15 protein-coding genes and 1 tRNA gene are annotated in these 13,613 nt (G+C 68.4%); 15 read left to right on the top strand and 1 reads right to left on the bottom strand.

All coding sequences use genetic code 11. The features are described from left to right. Positions 1-18: 18 nt before the first annotated feature. Entirely contained in the window at positions 19-591 is a 573-nt protein-coding gene (locus HJ588_RS00465; protein ID WP_212755227.1) for a 5-formyltetrahydrofolate cyclo-ligase, read from the bottom strand. Between the two features lie 60 nt (positions 592-651). On the opposite strand from HJ588_RS00465, the gene galU reads away from it, so the two are divergent. The 15 genes from galU to HJ588_RS00390 all read left to right on the top strand — a co-directional run bounded on the left by galU (position 652) and on the right by HJ588_RS00390 (position 13,605). Beyond that, on the top strand, positions 652-1,602 hold the full coding sequence (gene galU, locus HJ588_RS00460; protein ID WP_171150927.1) for a UTP--glucose-1-phosphate uridylyltransferase GalU: 951 nt from the start codon (positions 652-654) through the stop codon (positions 1,600-1,602). A 27-nt stretch (positions 1,603-1,629) separates the two neighbouring features. Beyond that, on the top strand, positions 1,630-2,847 hold the full coding sequence (locus HJ588_RS00455; protein ID WP_171150926.1) for a molybdenum cofactor synthesis domain-containing protein: 1,218 nt from the start codon (positions 1,630-1,632) through the stop codon (positions 2,845-2,847). Continuing rightward, positions 2,844-3,335 (top strand): cyclic pyranopterin monophosphate synthase MoaC, encoded by a 492-nt coding sequence (gene moaC / locus HJ588_RS00450; RefSeq protein ID WP_171150923.1) that lies wholly within the window; start codon positions 2,844-2,846, stop codon positions 3,333-3,335. Before HJ588_RS00455 ends, moaC begins: the two co-directional genes overlap by 4 nt. Beyond that, complete coding sequence (locus HJ588_RS00445) at positions 3,332-3,802, top strand: MogA/MoaB family molybdenum cofactor biosynthesis protein (RefSeq protein ID WP_171150921.1); 471 nt, start codon at positions 3,332-3,334, stop codon at positions 3,800-3,802. The genes moaC and HJ588_RS00445 overlap by 4 nt, the downstream gene beginning before the upstream one ends. 7 nt (positions 3,803-3,809) lie before the next feature. Further along, positions 3,810-4,418, top strand: coding sequence for a GNAT family N-acetyltransferase (locus HJ588_RS00440; protein WP_343036529.1), 609 nt, complete (start codon positions 3,810-3,812; stop codon positions 4,416-4,418). 123 nt (positions 4,419-4,541) lie between these two features. Beyond that, positions 4,542-5,711, top strand: a complete 1,170-nt coding sequence (locus HJ588_RS00435) for a hypothetical protein (RefSeq protein ID WP_171150920.1) — start codon at positions 4,542-4,544, stop codon at positions 5,709-5,711. A 199-nt stretch (positions 5,712-5,910) separates the two neighbouring features. Further along, positions 5,911-5,983, top strand: a tRNA-Ala gene (locus HJ588_RS00430). A gap of 268 nt (positions 5,984-6,251) precedes the next feature. Continuing rightward, positions 6,252-6,689, top strand: coding sequence for a hypothetical protein (locus tag HJ588_RS00425; protein ID WP_171150918.1), 438 nt, complete (start codon positions 6,252-6,254; stop codon positions 6,687-6,689). A 158-nt stretch (positions 6,690-6,847) separates the two neighbouring features. After that, a complete protein-coding gene (locus HJ588_RS00420; protein ID WP_212755226.1) occupies positions 6,848-7,381 on the top strand; it encodes a sigma-70 family RNA polymerase sigma factor in 534 nt (177 codons plus the stop codon). Next, the gene (locus tag HJ588_RS00415; RefSeq protein ID WP_171150915.1) at positions 7,378-8,040 is read left to right on the top strand and encodes a helix-turn-helix domain-containing protein; all 663 of its coding nucleotides are present in this window, start codon (positions 7,378-7,380) and stop codon (positions 8,038-8,040) included. The genes HJ588_RS00420 and HJ588_RS00415 overlap by 4 nt, the downstream gene beginning before the upstream one ends. A gap of 7 nt (positions 8,041-8,047) precedes the next feature. Then, positions 8,048-9,064, top strand: a complete 1,017-nt coding sequence (locus HJ588_RS00410; protein ID WP_171150913.1) for an ImmA/IrrE family metallo-endopeptidase — start codon at positions 8,048-8,050, stop codon at positions 9,062-9,064. A gap of 86 nt (positions 9,065-9,150) precedes the next feature. After that, a complete protein-coding gene (locus HJ588_RS00405) occupies positions 9,151-9,306 on the top strand; it encodes a hypothetical protein (RefSeq protein ID WP_171150911.1) in 156 nt (51 codons plus the stop codon). Between the two features lie 492 nt (positions 9,307-9,798). Next, positions 9,799-10,872 (top strand): CBASS cGAMP-activated phospholipase, encoded by a 1,074-nt coding sequence (locus tag HJ588_RS00400; protein ID WP_246241729.1) that lies wholly within the window; start codon positions 9,799-9,801, stop codon positions 10,870-10,872. Further along, positions 10,859-11,854: an SMODS domain-containing nucleotidyltransferase gene (locus tag HJ588_RS00395; protein WP_171150907.1), complete on the top strand. Its 996-nt coding sequence runs from the start codon at positions 10,859-10,861 to the stop codon at positions 11,852-11,854. Before HJ588_RS00400 ends, HJ588_RS00395 begins: the two co-directional genes overlap by 14 nt. After that, complete coding sequence (locus tag HJ588_RS00390; RefSeq protein WP_171150905.1) at positions 11,851-13,605, top strand: ThiF family adenylyltransferase; 1,755 nt, start codon at positions 11,851-11,853, stop codon at positions 13,603-13,605. Before HJ588_RS00395 ends, HJ588_RS00390 begins: the two co-directional genes overlap by 4 nt. The last annotated feature ends 8 nt before the right edge of the window (positions 13,606-13,613 follow it).

Here is a 13,613-nt window from a genome sequence, read left to right as displayed (position 1 = left end):
TGGTGTGATGACGGGACGTCAGTATTTCAGGGCGGATTGCACGTCGCGAACACCGTCCGACGGGGTGAGGACGGCGTCGACGCGACGGTCATGCGGCTCGCTCGGCACGGCCGTCACCAGTTCGCCGTCGAACACCACCGCGACAACGGGTATGCCGGGGGTCACGCGTGGCAGCACCCGGTCGTAGCTGCCGCCGCCCTGCCCGAGGCGGGTGCCGTCGCGGCCGATCGCGAGCGCGGGGACGACGACGACGTCGGCCTGCGCGATCGCGTCCCGGCCGAGGTCCGCGCCCAACGGGCCCGCACGCCAGGTCAGGTCCTTGTCGGCCAGCAGCTCCGGCACGAGCAGCCGGATGCCCTGCGCCCGCAAGGTCTCGGCGAGCGCGCCCGTCGGCGGCTCGGTGGGGAGCGACTCGTAGATCGCGACCGTGCCCGGGGCGGCCCGGCCGGCGAGCCACCGGTCGAAGTGCGCGGCCAGGGCGGCCGCGAGCTCGCGCCATACGTCGTCGGTGGCGGTGGCCCGCCGCTGCCGCCGCTCCGCCCGGATCATCCGGCGCGCGGCCGCCTTGTCCGGCGGAAGTTCACGGGCCATGGGCTCATTGTTCACCGCTGCACAACCGGCGAATGGGTCGGTGGCCTAGCCTGTGCCCCCATGACCTCCCATCAGCGCGTCCGGAAGGCCGTGATCCCGGCCGCGGGGCTCGGCACCCGTTTCCTGCCCTCCACCAAGGCGATCCCCAAGGAGATGCTGCCGGTCGTCGACAAGCCGGCGATCCAGTATGTCGTGGAGGAAGCTGCCCGGGCCGGCATCAACGACGTGCTCACCGTCACCGGCCGCAACAAGGCCGCGCTCGAGGACCACTTCGACCGGCACTGGGAGCTGGAGCAGGCGCTGGAGAAGAAGGGCGACCAGATGCGCCTCAAGCGGGTGCAGAAGTCGGCCAACCTCGGCAACGTCCACTTCATCCGGCAGGGAGAGCCGCTCGGTCTCGGGCACGCGGTGCTGTGCGCCGAGACGCACGTCGGCGACGAACCCTTCGCGGTGCTGCTCGGCGACGACCTGATCGACGAGCGGGATCCGTTGCTGGACACCATGATCGACGCGCAGCAGGAGTATGGCGGCTCGGTCGTCGCTCTCATGGAGGTCCCCGAGGACCAGATCCACCTCTACGGCTGCGCGGCGGTCTCGCAGTTGCCGGGCGCGCCGGAGGACGTGGTGCGCGTGGATTCGATGGTCGAGAAGCCGGCGATCGGCGAGGCGCCGAGCAACCTCGCGGTCATCGGCCGCTACGTGCTGGCGCCGGAGATCTTCGAGGTGCTGCGGCACACCAAGCCCGGTCGTGGCGGCGAGATCCAGCTCACCGACGCGCTGCTGGAGATGGCGCAGCAGCCCGACAAGCCCGGCGGCGGCGTGACCGGGGTGATCTTCCGTGGCCGGCGCTACGACACCGGCGACCGGCTCGACTACCTCAAGGCCATGGTGCGGCTCGCGGTGCGGCACCGCGACATCGGCACCGACTTCCGCGCGTGGCTGATGGAGTGGGCCGAGTCCGACGAGGCGCACGGGCGCTCCGGTGAGCATCAGGAACACCTCGGTCACTGACGAAGGCAGCACCTACGCTGCTGCCTTGTGTTGACCTACGAGCAATATCAGCAGCGGCTGGTCGACGCGGTGCCCCGGCTGCCCGCCGAGGAGGTCGCGGTCACCGACCCGGTCGCGTTGCTGGGCCGGGTGATCGCGACCCCCGTGCGCAGCGCCGTGCCGCTGCCCGGCTTCACCAACTCCGCGATGGACGGGTATGCCGTGCGGGCCGCGGACATCGCGGCTGCCTCCGAGCGATCACCGGTCACGCTGCCGGTGGCCGGTGACATCCCGGCCGGCGACACGCGCTCGCTCCGGCTGGAGCCGGGCACCGCGTGGCGCATCATGACCGGCGCACCGGTGCCGGACGGCGCCGACACCGTCGTGCAGGTCGAACTCACCGACGCCGGCACCGAGCAGGTCGCGATCCGGGCAGCGCTGCCGGAGGGTGCCGCGGTGCGGCATGCGGGGGAGGACGTCGTCGCCGGTGACGAGGTGCTGCCCGCTGGCACCCTGCTGCACCCGCGGCACGTGCCGGTGCTGGCTTCGGCCGGGGTGCAACGCATTTCGGCGATCCGGCGGCCGCGCATCGCGATCGTCAGCACCGGCGACGAGCTGGTGCCGATCGGTGGCGAGGCCGGTCACGGGCAGGTCGTCGACTCCAACGGCCCGATGCTCGCCGCACTGGTGCACGAGGGCGGCTTCGAGCTCGCCGCGACCCGCCGCGTGGGCGACACCGGTGACGAGGTGCGTGCCGTGCTCACCGAGCTGGCCGCCGACGCCGACCTCATCGTGACCACCGGCGGCGTCAGCGCCGGGGCGTTCGAGCCGCTGAAGCTGGCCTTCGAGGACAGTGACGACGACTTCGATTTCGTCAAGGTGTCGATGCAGCCTGGGAAGCCGCAGGGCTTCGGAATGCTCGGCGACACACCGGTTTTCGCGCTGCCGGGCAACCCGGTGAGCTCGCTGGTGTCGTTCCTGATCTTCGTCGCGCCCGCCGCCCGCACGATGGCCGGGCGTTCGCCCGCCCTGCCGACCGGCACCGCGCGGGTGGGCGAGCGGTGGCAGTCGCCGCCGGGGCGCACCCAGTTTGCCCGGGTCGTCTATGACGACGAGGGCCGCGTCGTGCGCCCCGTGGGGGAGCAGGGCTCGCACGTGCTCGGTGGCCTCGCCGGGTCGCAGGCGCTCGCGATCGTGCCCGGCGACACCACCGAGGTCGCGGTCGGGGAGACCGTTGCCGTCATACCCCTGGCAGGTTTGGCATGAGCGCGGACCGACCAGAGCGCACCCGCCTGACCCACGTCCGCGACGACGGCAGCGCGCACATGGTCGACGTCAGCGGCAAACCGGTGACCGCTCGCGTCGCGCGCGCCGCGGGCCGGGTGTTGTTGTCGGACAACGCCGTTCGGGCGCTGCGGGACGGCGACGTGCCCAAGGGCGACGCGCTCGCGGTGGCCCGGATCGCCGGCATCCAGGCCGCCAAGCGCACCCCCGAGCTGGTGCCGCTCGCGCACCCGGTCGCCGTGCACGCCGTCGACGTCGACCTGGTCGTCGCCGACGACGGCGTCGACATCACCGCGGAGGTGCGCACCGCCGACCGCACCGGCATCGAGATGGAGGCGCTGACCAGCGTGTCCGTCGCGGCGCTCGCGCTGGTCGACATGATCAAGGCGGTCGACAAGCACGCGCGGATCACCGACATCCGGGTGACCGCGAAATCCGGTGGCCGCTCTGGTGATTGGGTGGAGCAATGACGCGTGCTGTCGTGATCGCCTGCTCCAACCGGGCGTCCGCCGGCGTCTATGACGACCGGTCCGGCGCGATCCTGGAGGAGGCCCTGCGCGGCTGGGGGTATGACGTGCGTCGCGACGTCGTGCCGGACGGTCCGCCCGTCGGCGACGCGCTCCGGCGCGCGCTCGGCGACGGGGCCCGGCTCGTGCTCACCACTGGCGGCACCGGACTCAGCCCGACCGACCGGACACCGGAGGAGACCGAGCCGCTGCTCGATCGGCAGGTGCCCGGCATCGCCGAGGCGCTGCGCGCGGCCGGCGCCGCGAAGGGTGTGCCGACGGCGGTGCTGTCCCGCGGCCTCGCCGGGGTGGCGGGCCGCACGCTCGTGGTCAACCTGCCGGGCTCGACCGGCGGGGTCCGCGACGCCCTCGAGGTGCTCGAACCGCTGGTGCCGCACGCACTTTCGCAGCTCGACGGGGGCGACCATTAGCGGGCGCGTGTGGCCGGTCGCGGTCGCCGGCCACTGGCGCGGCGCGGAGGTGAAGCTGCGGCCGTTGCGGGTGCGCGCCGACCGCCGGGAGTTCGTCGCGCTGCGGGGGGTCAACGCCGCCTGGACCCGGCCGTGGGACTCCACCGCGCCCGGCGCCCCCGCGCGCTCGATGACCTTCGCGCAGATGGTCCGATTCCAGGATCGGGAGGCGGTCGAGGGCCGGCTGCTGCCCTTCGCGGTCGAGGTCGACGGCCGGCTCGCCGGGCAGATGCACCTCTTCGGGATCTCGCGCGGTGCACTGCTGTCCGGGGCCGCCGGCTACTGGATCGGCGAGGAGTGGGCCGGCCGGTCGATCACGCCGTTCGCGCTCGCGCTGCTGATCGACCACGCCCTCGGGCCCGCCGAACTGCACCGGGTCGAGGTGAACATCCGCCCCGACAACGCCAAGAGCCTGCGCGTCGTCGACAAGCTCGGGCTGCGCGACGAAGGGCTGCGCGAGCGCTACCTGCACATCAACGGCGAATGGCACGACCATCGCACGTTCGCGGTCACCGCCGAAGACCTCGGGGGCGGCTCGATGGTGCAACGGCTGCGGGACAGATTCGGCGGAGTTTGACTGCGGCGTCAGCGGATTCGCGTGTGCTCGCGAGCCCCGCCATACAGCATGAAGGGCCGTGGATCCGGCGACACACCGCGTACCTCCACGGATCGCAACGTATTTCCGCCTAACGTGCTGTCCGTGCAGCAGCCGAGCAGCCTCATCTTCCTGGCCATCGTCGTCATCTGGGGTGCCTACCTGCTGCAGCATTGGATCCGGCGCCGCGAGGCGCTCGCCACCGCCCGCTCGGTCGATGAGTTCACCGAGGCGATGCGGGTGCTCGAGCGACGCGACCCGTTGCCGGAAGGCATTGCCAAGTCTGAAGATTCATCGCACGCCAGCCGACCCTCGGCACCGCAGGTGAGCGTCAAGCAGCCGCGGCCGTCACTGCGAGCAGGAACTGTCATGACCGGAGAAGCCAAGCGCCCCACCACCGACCACGCCGCGTCCGCGAGCCCGGCGACCGCCGCGACGGCTGCGACGGCCGCGTCCGCCAAGGTCAGCTCGGCCGCGCAGTCGTCGCTGCGCGGTGCCCAGCGGTTCGGCGCGTTCGCCGCGCATGCCGGGTCGCCGAAGCTGCGCGCCGGCGCCCTCATCGGCTGCGCCGCGATCTTGTTGATCACGATCATCTGCACGCCGTTCGGCGCGCTGCCGTGGTGGTCGCCGCTGCTGGCGCTCGCCCTCTCGGGCGGGGTGCTGTGGTGGTGCCGCGAGTCGGCCAAGGCTGCTGCCGCCCGCCGGCAGGCGATGGCGCCCAAGCGTGCGCCGCGTCGCGCCGTCCGCCAGACCCGCAACGTCGAGGCGACCCCGGTCCGCACGCCGGTGGCCAAGGCCCCGGCCGCCAAACGGCCCGCCGCGAAGTCGGCTGCCAAGTCGTCGGTGAAGGCTCCGGCCGCGAAGCCGGCCGTCCGGCGCCCCGTCGCCGAGCAGCCCGCCGCTCGCGCGGAGAGCGTCTTCGACGTGACCGCGGCGACGGCCCCCGAAGCACCCGAAGCACCCGCGGCGGCGTCGCAGGCCGCACCCGCGGCCGCTGCGTCTGCCCCGGCGCAGGCCCAGCCGGCGTCGCAGCAGCCGGTCGCGCAGGACGCGACCGCCGAGGGATGGCAGCCGGTGGCGGTGCCGCGCCCGACCTACACGATGAAGGAGAAGGCGCCGCAGCGCCCGGAGCCGCAGCCGGCGCCCACGGTCGCCGACCAGCCGGCCCCCGCCGCGGCCTCCTACGAGCACGTCGCCAACGAGGACCTGCCCTTCGACGGGATGGCGCTCGACCAGGACCTGGAAGAGCTGCCCTCGGTCTACCGCGCAGGCTGACCCGGGCGGGCTGACCGAGTACCCCCTCGCACCGACAGGCCCACATCCGCGTCGAGCGGCACACCAAAACCCGCCTCGGGCGTGTGCCTGTCGAGACGGATGTGGGCCTGTCGGTCGGCGGAGCTGGCCGGTGAGGCGGCGTGGCAGGACGCCGATTTAGCAGGCCGGCGCGGCGGTGTTAAGGTAGCTCTCGCTCCACGGGGCTGTGGCGCAGTTGGTAGCGCGTCTCGTTCGCAATGAGAAGGTCAGGGGTTCGAATCCCCTCAGCTCCACCCCGCGCACAAGGCTCGAACCCTTGCCCGAAGAATCATTGGGCTGGGTCCGGGCCTTGTCGGCGTTCTGAGCCCAGTTGAGGGCGTTGGCGTTGACCTCGCGGTCGAGCAGCATCTCGAAGGGCCGGTTGTTCTCGACTCGCAGGTTGTCGTCTTCTTCGATGTGGACCTTGGTGAAGAAGGCTTGGTTGCATAGGCGGCGGTTGGCGTCGTCGCACCGGGTGTAGATGTCGGCGCAGTTCTCCAGCAGGTTGAGCGCGTCGTCCAGGTGCGCGCGGGCGTCGGCGTACTCGCCGTGGTGCGCGTCGATGCGGCGGTTGATGCTGTCGAGTTCGGCGAGGATGCGGTCTTGTTCGCGTTTGAGCAGGGACAGCGGGATTGCGTCGGCGTAGTGGGCTTGGAGCAGTCGTTCTTGTTCGTGCTGGAGCCGGTCGCGGCGGGTGGTGGGGCGGACGAGTTCGTCGGTCTCGGCGGTCATGAGCTGGTCGAACGCGTGGTGCAGCACCCCGGCGAGGGCTTCGCGGTGGGTGGGGGTGATCTGGATGCGCTGGTAGTAGTCCTCGATCAGCTTCTCCACGTCACGGCAGCGCCCTACCGCCGCCGAGCGACGACCTGTCGAGCCCGCTGCCCCCAACCGGCGCCTGCGACGCCACCCCTCCCGGGTCGCACGCAAGATCCGACACGTCTAGATGCGTCACAGAACTGACTCCAAGCGAGACAATTGTCAGGAGGGCGGTCCAGGTCTCCATCAGAATGGCCTAACTGCGTCAGGCGCTATCCCGACTACGAGGTGAGGAGGACGAGGCCGATGATGAGACAGCCTCGCTGGTGCCGGCGCTGGGGCGAGGGGCCGAGGCGGCAGCGATGACCGACATGCCGCCAGACCTCGGTGCTCTCTACCTCCGCCATCGAGACGCTATGCACAAGGTTGCGGCCTCAGTGCTGCGCGAGGCTGGTCGCGCCTCTGAGGCGGAGGACGCGGTGCAGGACGCGATCGTCTCCATCATGGCTTCGCCGCCGGAGAATGTGCGGAACTGGGAAGCATCTCTCGTGACCGCGGCGAAGCGAAAGGCGCTGGATCGAATCAGATCAGCAGAGGTACGGCACGCCGGGCCTGAGTTCGTCGAAGCCGTCCATGACCGTGCCGATGACTCCGACCTCGCGGAAGACATTGCGGAAGCCATCGACCAACAAGAACGGGCTGGTCATGCGTGGGACTGTCTCGCGATATTGGACGAACGCCATCGAAAGGCGGTGTGGGAGACCGCGGCGTTGGGACGGCCGCGATCTGAGGTGGCAGCCGAAATGAACGTGAGTCCGGCGCGTGTGAGCCAGATGTCGACACGATCGCTAGCGCTCCTTCGAGAGGAAATGCACAGAAAGGAGGAAGGGAAATGAATGACGACGAACGCGACAGACTTGTCGCAGAGCTGCTTGAACGACCCCAAGAGCGCGAACTTATCCTGCGTGACGTCGAGCTGAACGACCGAGAGCGCGTAGAACTTGATGGCATCGTTGAGACGGCGGATGCACTCTGGCTCGCCGCCCAAGGCGCGCCAGCACTTGAAGATGACCCCGTGGCAGCAATGCTGGGTCTACTCCCTGACAGCGAATGCCGTCTCGACTCTGCCGCGTTGTCTCGTGTAAGAAAGCGTGCGCGACTGAGCGTCAGTGACGTTGCCGCACGCTTGCATGAGCGAGGGTGGCAGTTCGACAAGAGCGACGTTTTCAGGTGGGAGACTCGTACAGCGGCAGACGTACCTCCCGCCGTGGTCCAGGCAATCGCTGACATCTTCGGAGCACCGGTAGACGACCTGATCTCAGCACCGTCATCGGCTTCTCTGCCCGATCACGTAGGCGCTGTACGCGCGCATCCGCTGTTTGAACACCTCGTCACGCGCTGGTCACAGGCCCGACGAGTGTCACGTGCTGTGGCTGCTGCGACGCTCGAAAGCCGGATGCTTGCGACCGTACACCGAGGAGAGCCCGACACAGAGCAACTGTTGCGCTCGCTCGACGCCCTTGTCGCTTCTGTCGAGCAAGCCGACCGCGGGTGAGACCCGCATGAACCTGGAAGGTTGTGTTGACCAGGCACTGTCCCTGCTGACGGATGACGTTCGAGCCCGCTTCGCCGGGGACCCATTTGGCGTCCTCCGCGACGACCTTGAGCTGACTGTCAGAGCCGTCGAACACCTAGCTAGTTCCCGTGACGACGGTGGCGCATGTGATGGCGTCTCGTTCCTCCAAGACGGGGTGATCCTGTATGCGCCCACGCCAGCGAGTCGGCGTGAGAACTTTACTCTCTCCCACGAACTTGGGCATTGGCTCGCCGAGAGGGCGCCGGACATCTATGACTGGATGGCCGACCAGGACGAGCCCGGCCGCCTTCTCGAAACCGTCTGTGACCGGATCGCCCAGCGATTGCTCTTGCCCGAGTCTGCGGCAACAGCGGTCATCGCCAACGGACCGATCAGAGCGCAGCACCTGGTCGACCTCTATAACACCTCCCAGGCCAGCCGGCCGGTGTGTGCGATCGCTATCGCCAAGCACCTGCCCGGCTTGGGGGCCATCGCCATCATCGACCGCTACACCGGCACCGTTACGCACGCCAGCGTCAAGCCCGACCCCGAGCAAGGCTGGCCCACCGCTTTCCCTTGGCGTGACCAGAAGCTCACTGAAGGCCACTCCCTACTCGGCCTGGCACCAGGAGCATCTGCGGCTCGGCGCCTTTCCTGGCGAACCCCCTGGGGCACGCAAGCAGACTTCTACGTCGACGCGATCGGGGACGACAAGCGCGTCATGGCCGTGTTCTGCGATCGAGACATTTGGGAGGTCGAGCAGTTTCATGCGCCCTTCCAACGCGACTTCGACACCCGCCCCCTGCTCACAGGATCATGCTGCGGGACCAGTTTCGAGCGCCGAGGGTACCCCTGCTCGGACTGTGGCCAGCCGTTCTGTCCTCGTTGCGGCGACTGCCGCTGTCAGCGAGATGCCAAGCGCGCACTGACCTGCACCGAGTGCTTCCTTCAGTTCCAGCCACACCTCGTTGTCGACGGCCTCTGCGTGGACTGCCGTTCCTGACGCTAACTCCACACAGCCCTATCTCGACTACTCAGTGAGAGCCCCCGTGGTGGCGGACCTGGGCTGTCGGGACGGAGGTGAAGGAGATGGCCAAGAACACCGGACGAGGACACCGAGTCGGTGCCGTGAAGAGCCGCAGCGAGTTCAAGCGCGGCACCACATGGTTCAAGCGTGACACCGGCACTGGCCGGATTCTCGACGGCAGCCCCAACCAGCACAAGGGCGTCCGTAACGAGAAGTAGCCGGTGGGCCGGCGATGCCTCGGTGCCGCCGGCCTAACCCATTACACGTCAGGAGAAGAACATGAGCGCACTGCTCATCAGTTATGACCTCAACCTGGACAGAAGTACGATGATCTCTACGAGAAGATCAAGGCGCTTGGCACTTGGTGGCACTATCTCGACTCAACCTGGATCGTCGTCTCGTCACTCAGCCCGAGCCAAGCCTTCGACCGACTCAAGCCCGCGCTGGACGACTCCGACAGTGTGCTCGTCGTTGACATCTCGGGCGACAGCTACTCGGGCTGGCTCCCACAGAAGGCTTGGGATTGGCTCCGTAAGCATGTCTAGGAGGGGCAAGCCAACAAGCCGCTCCTGCGGAGCCGACTGCTCGGCGAGCAAGGGCATGAGTACGACCGGTACGGCTCCGTCTCGCGCCTTGGTGGTGTCGGTGCGGCGCCGTAGGATAGTTACATGGGTGTAGTTCCTGCAAGTTCGACCGATCCCGGAGGCGAGATGCCCGCCGGGCAGGCCGACGCGCCCGGGCGGCAGGACCATCCATCCACGACGATCGAGCCAAGGCCCCCATCCGTCGATCGCTTCCAGATTCTCGCCCTCGATGGCGGCGGAGCCAAGGCACTGTTCACCGCTCACGTGCTGGCGCGGCTGGAACAGGACCTCGGCGTGAGCATCAAGGACTCGTTCGACTTGATCGCCGGGACGTCGGCGGGTGGGATCGTCGCGCTCGGGTTGGGTGCCGGTCTCACCCCGAGCGAGATCGTGGGGCACTACGAAGAACTGGTCGGGGCGGTCTTCCCGGCCGTGCGCCGGCGCCTGTGGCGGCGGCCTCGCCAACTCACTGCACCCATCTACGACGGCGATGCGCTGCGCACTGCCTTGACGAAGGTGCTCGGCGAGGGGCTGCTGGGAGATAGCGCGAAGCGGTTGGTCATCCCGGCGTGGGACGTGCAACGAGGCTCCGTGCACATCTTCAAGACGCCGCACCACACACGGCTCGCCCGAGACTGGCGCATCCCGATGGTGGACATCGCGATGGCGACCTCGGCGGCACCGCTCTACTTTCCTGCCGCGCGTGTCGATGGACACCGCCTCATCGACGGCGGAGTGTGGGCGAACAACCCCTCTGTCGTCGCGATCGCCGAGGCCGTGAGCATGCTCGACGTACCGCTCGCCTCGATCAGGGTGCTCAACGTCGGCACCATCGACCAGCTCACGAACCACCCCAAGCGCCTCGACCGCGGCGGGCTGTTCAATTGGGCGAAGCCGATCGCGCCACTGATCCTCACAGCCGGCAGCCGTGGCGGACAGGGCATCGCTGAGCATCTGATCGGCAAGGCCGCTTTCACCAGGTTCGATGCTCTCGTGCCGGGTGGACTGTACGCACTCGACTCGGCAGACCCGAGCGATGTCGCCGGCCTCGCCGCGTCCGTGAGCCGCGAGCTCAGCCCCATCTATACCGCGCGGTTCGCAGATCATCGCGCGGCCGACTACACACCGTTGATCGGAGACCGACGCCGCGGCGATCCGACCAGCACGTCGACCACGGAGGTCTCCGATGAAGCTCACTGACTACTTCAACGTCCTGCTCGAGGACACCGTTAACCTCGGCCAGGTGAAACTCGACTCGCTCGACTCTCGCGTCGAGGCGGTTTACAAGGCGTTGAAGGCCGACGAGCAGATCGGGCACCTGATCCTCGGCAAGACGCCCCAGGGCTCGTGGGCGCACAAGACCATCATCAACCCGGTGGGCAGCAACGAGTTCGACGCGGACTTCATGCTCGATATGAGCGAGAACGCTGACTGGTCCGATGATCCCAAGAAGTACATCGAGGAGGTCTACGCGGCTCTGCACCGCCACAGCACCTACGGCAACATGCCGCACTCACGCAAGTGCCGTTGCGTCCGACTCGTCTACGCGAACTCCATGCACCTGGACATCGTGCCGCGCCTCAACCTCGCCGATGGTCGCGAAGTCATCGTCAACCGCGACGACAACGCCTGGGAGCTGACCGACCCCCAGGGCTTCACGGACTGGATGAAGAGCAAGGACGCGCTCGCGAAGGGCAACCTCCGCAAGGTCATTCGACTGATGAAGTACCTGCGCGACCACAAGAACTCCTTCACCGGCACGCGGTCCATTCTCCTGACGACACTGCTCGGCGAGCAGGTCACCGAGCTGCGCACGCTGCTCGACCCCGGCTACTACAGCGACGTCCCCACGACTCTCCTGCACCTCGTCAAGGACCTCGACGCCTGGCTCCAGGCACGCCCGACCAAGCCCTCCATTCCAGACCCGTCGGGGTCCGGGGTCACCTTCGACCATCGGTGGGAGCAGTCCACCTACAGCTACTTCCGGGACCGCATTCGTGTCCACGCCGCCGAAATCGAGGAGGCGCACGAGGAGGAGGACAAGGAGCGCAGCATCGAGCTGTGGCAGGGCATCTTCGGTGACGGCTTCAAGGCTCCGGCTACCTCGTCTAGCAGCGCGAAGTTCCCGGCGGCAGCTCCCGCGGCCGCCTCCACCGTGGGGCGGTCTGGCCGCGCGGGATGAGCCGAGGCAACCGGGCCACGCTGTCGGCCTGGCAGAAGCATCTTGTTGACGAGTTGAGATCACTCGCCAGGGACCATCCCCGCGACGTGCGGATAGCTCAGCAGCCCCAGGTTGGTACCGGCGGCGACGCCACCCTCCGACTCCGGCTCCACACTGCCGACATCCCTTACCGTCCCGGCGGGCTGGAACTTGGAGAAGACGAGGAGTTCATCGTCAAGATTCGCCCCTCGCTGTTCTCGCCGCCGAGCGCGGAGGTTGACCACACCCGCTTCCTCGGTTTCCCGCACGTCCTCCAAGGGCAGCGGCTCTGCATCTATCTCGACCCCTCCCGTGAGTGGCGGCCGTCCGCCGGAATGGCCGGATTTCTCAGCCGACTGTGGGACTGGCTCACCGATGCCGCCTGCGGAGCATTCGATCCCTCGACCGCGATGTACCACGCTGTCGGAGGAGTGCTCCACCACGCAGACGACACCCCCACCATCGTCGTCCGCGAACCTGGGCCGCCGAAGCGGCAGCAGATCGCCCGGCTCCTCGCCCGCTCACCGCACCGCTACGACCTCACCTACTCGACCGACCGCGACGGACACCGCACGCCCGTCTTTGTCCTCGCGAGCGACCTCCCCTTCGGCGCGGCATCCACCTTCGCGCTGTTCCTGACGCTCCTGGACGACCCGCACCTTCACCGCGCCGAAGGACGACAACCAGAGGTCTCACCGCAGTCGCCCGCGTTCCTCACCTCACTCCTCGCCAGCGCTCTACGAAACCCCGACGGCACCGAGCAGTACTTCGTGCTCGCCGTGCCGCACCCCGCAGGCGGACCGCACCATCTTCTCGGCGGACGCCTCCCCTCAACTACCGCCGACGCCCTCCGGCGCCTCGCCAAGAAGCACGGCACCGCGGTCAACCTCGACCCCGCGATCATCAACGCCGACATCCCCATCGAATGGTGCAACATGTCCGACGAACGGCAAGAGGTCACAACCCGGCGCGACGACAACCGTCCCGTCAACGGCTTCCAAGGATGGACCGTCCACATCTGGGGCTGCGGCGGACTCGGCTCATGGCTCGCCGAATTCATCGCACGCGCCGGAGCCAGCACCATCACGGTCTGCGACCCCGGCACCATCACCGGCGGACTGCTCGTGCGACAGAATTACACCGAAGCCGACATCGGCCAGACCAAGGCCGATGCCCTCGCCACACGCCTCCGCGCGATCCGCGACGACCTGACCGTCACCGTCGCAGAAGGAAGCGTCCCCGATCCAGCCGTCTCCCTGTCCGCGGACCTCATCATCGATGCCACCGTCAGCCACAGCATCACCACCTACCTCGACACCCTCGCCGGCGAAGACCGCACGGCACTCATTGCCCAGGTCGCCACCGACGCCAGGACGGGAACGCTCGGTATCGCCAACATCTGCGCGCCCGGTGCCCCCGGTACACCGTCTGAGCTTGACGACCAGGCAGGACGCTCGGTAGTGGCCGATGGTGCGCTGGAGCTGTACCACCCACTCTGGGAGGAAGCAGCCGAAGGCGACGAACTAATCCCCACCAGAGGATGCTCCGTACCCACGTTCCACGGCTCGGCCGCAGACCTCGCTGCCGTCGCCGCGACACTCGTCAACATGATCGGCCTGCACCTCCAACAGGCAGAGACGCCTGTTTCAGGAACCCACCTCATCGCCCTGCCACACGCACCAGCCGGCCCACGGCATCACTTCCTCCCCGCGGCGTCGGACTCCCGCGAATGAGGTAGCAC

This window comes from Flexivirga aerilata (genome assembly GCF_013002715.1).
GTDB classification, from domain to species: domain Bacteria; phylum Actinomycetota; class Actinomycetes; order Actinomycetales; family Dermatophilaceae; genus Flexivirga; species Flexivirga aerilata.
The sequence above is the reverse complement of the archived record's forward strand: the minus strand, read 5'-3'. Positions and strand labels throughout refer to the sequence as shown.

Excerpts from the sequence above, each read along its gene's own strand:
- HJ588_RS00390 (WP_171150905.1), top strand. The coding sequence starts at position 11,851 with ATGAGCCGAGGCAACCGGGCCACGCTGTCGGCCTGGCAGAAGCATCTT.
- galU (WP_171150927.1), top strand. The coding sequence starts at position 652 with ATGACCTCCCATCAGCGCGTCCGGAAGGCCGTGATCCCGGCCGCGGGG.
- moaC (WP_171150923.1), top strand. The coding sequence starts at position 2,844 with ATGAGCGCGGACCGACCAGAGCGCACCCGCCTGACCCACGTCCGCGAC.
- HJ588_RS00410 (WP_171150913.1), top strand. The coding sequence starts at position 8,048 with ATGAACCTGGAAGGTTGTGTTGACCAGGCACTGTCCCTGCTGACGGAT.
- HJ588_RS00445 (WP_171150921.1), top strand. The coding sequence starts at position 3,332 with ATGACGCGTGCTGTCGTGATCGCCTGCTCCAACCGGGCGTCCGCCGGC.
- HJ588_RS00395 (WP_171150907.1), top strand. The coding sequence starts at position 10,859 with ATGAAGCTCACTGACTACTTCAACGTCCTGCTCGAGGACACCGTTAAC.
- HJ588_RS00420 (WP_212755226.1), top strand. The coding sequence starts at position 6,848 with ATGACCGACATGCCGCCAGACCTCGGTGCTCTCTACCTCCGCCATCGA.
- HJ588_RS00415 (WP_171150915.1), top strand. The coding sequence starts at position 7,378 with ATGAATGACGACGAACGCGACAGACTTGTCGCAGAGCTGCTTGAACGA.
- HJ588_RS00465 (WP_212755227.1), bottom strand. The coding sequence starts at position 591 with ATGGCCCGTGAACTTCCGCCGGACAAGGCGGCCGCGCGCCGGATGATC.
- HJ588_RS00405 (WP_171150911.1), top strand. The coding sequence starts at position 9,151 with ATGGCCAAGAACACCGGACGAGGACACCGAGTCGGTGCCGTGAAGAGC.
- HJ588_RS00400 (WP_246241729.1), top strand. The coding sequence starts at position 9,799 with ATGCCCGCCGGGCAGGCCGACGCGCCCGGGCGGCAGGACCATCCATCC.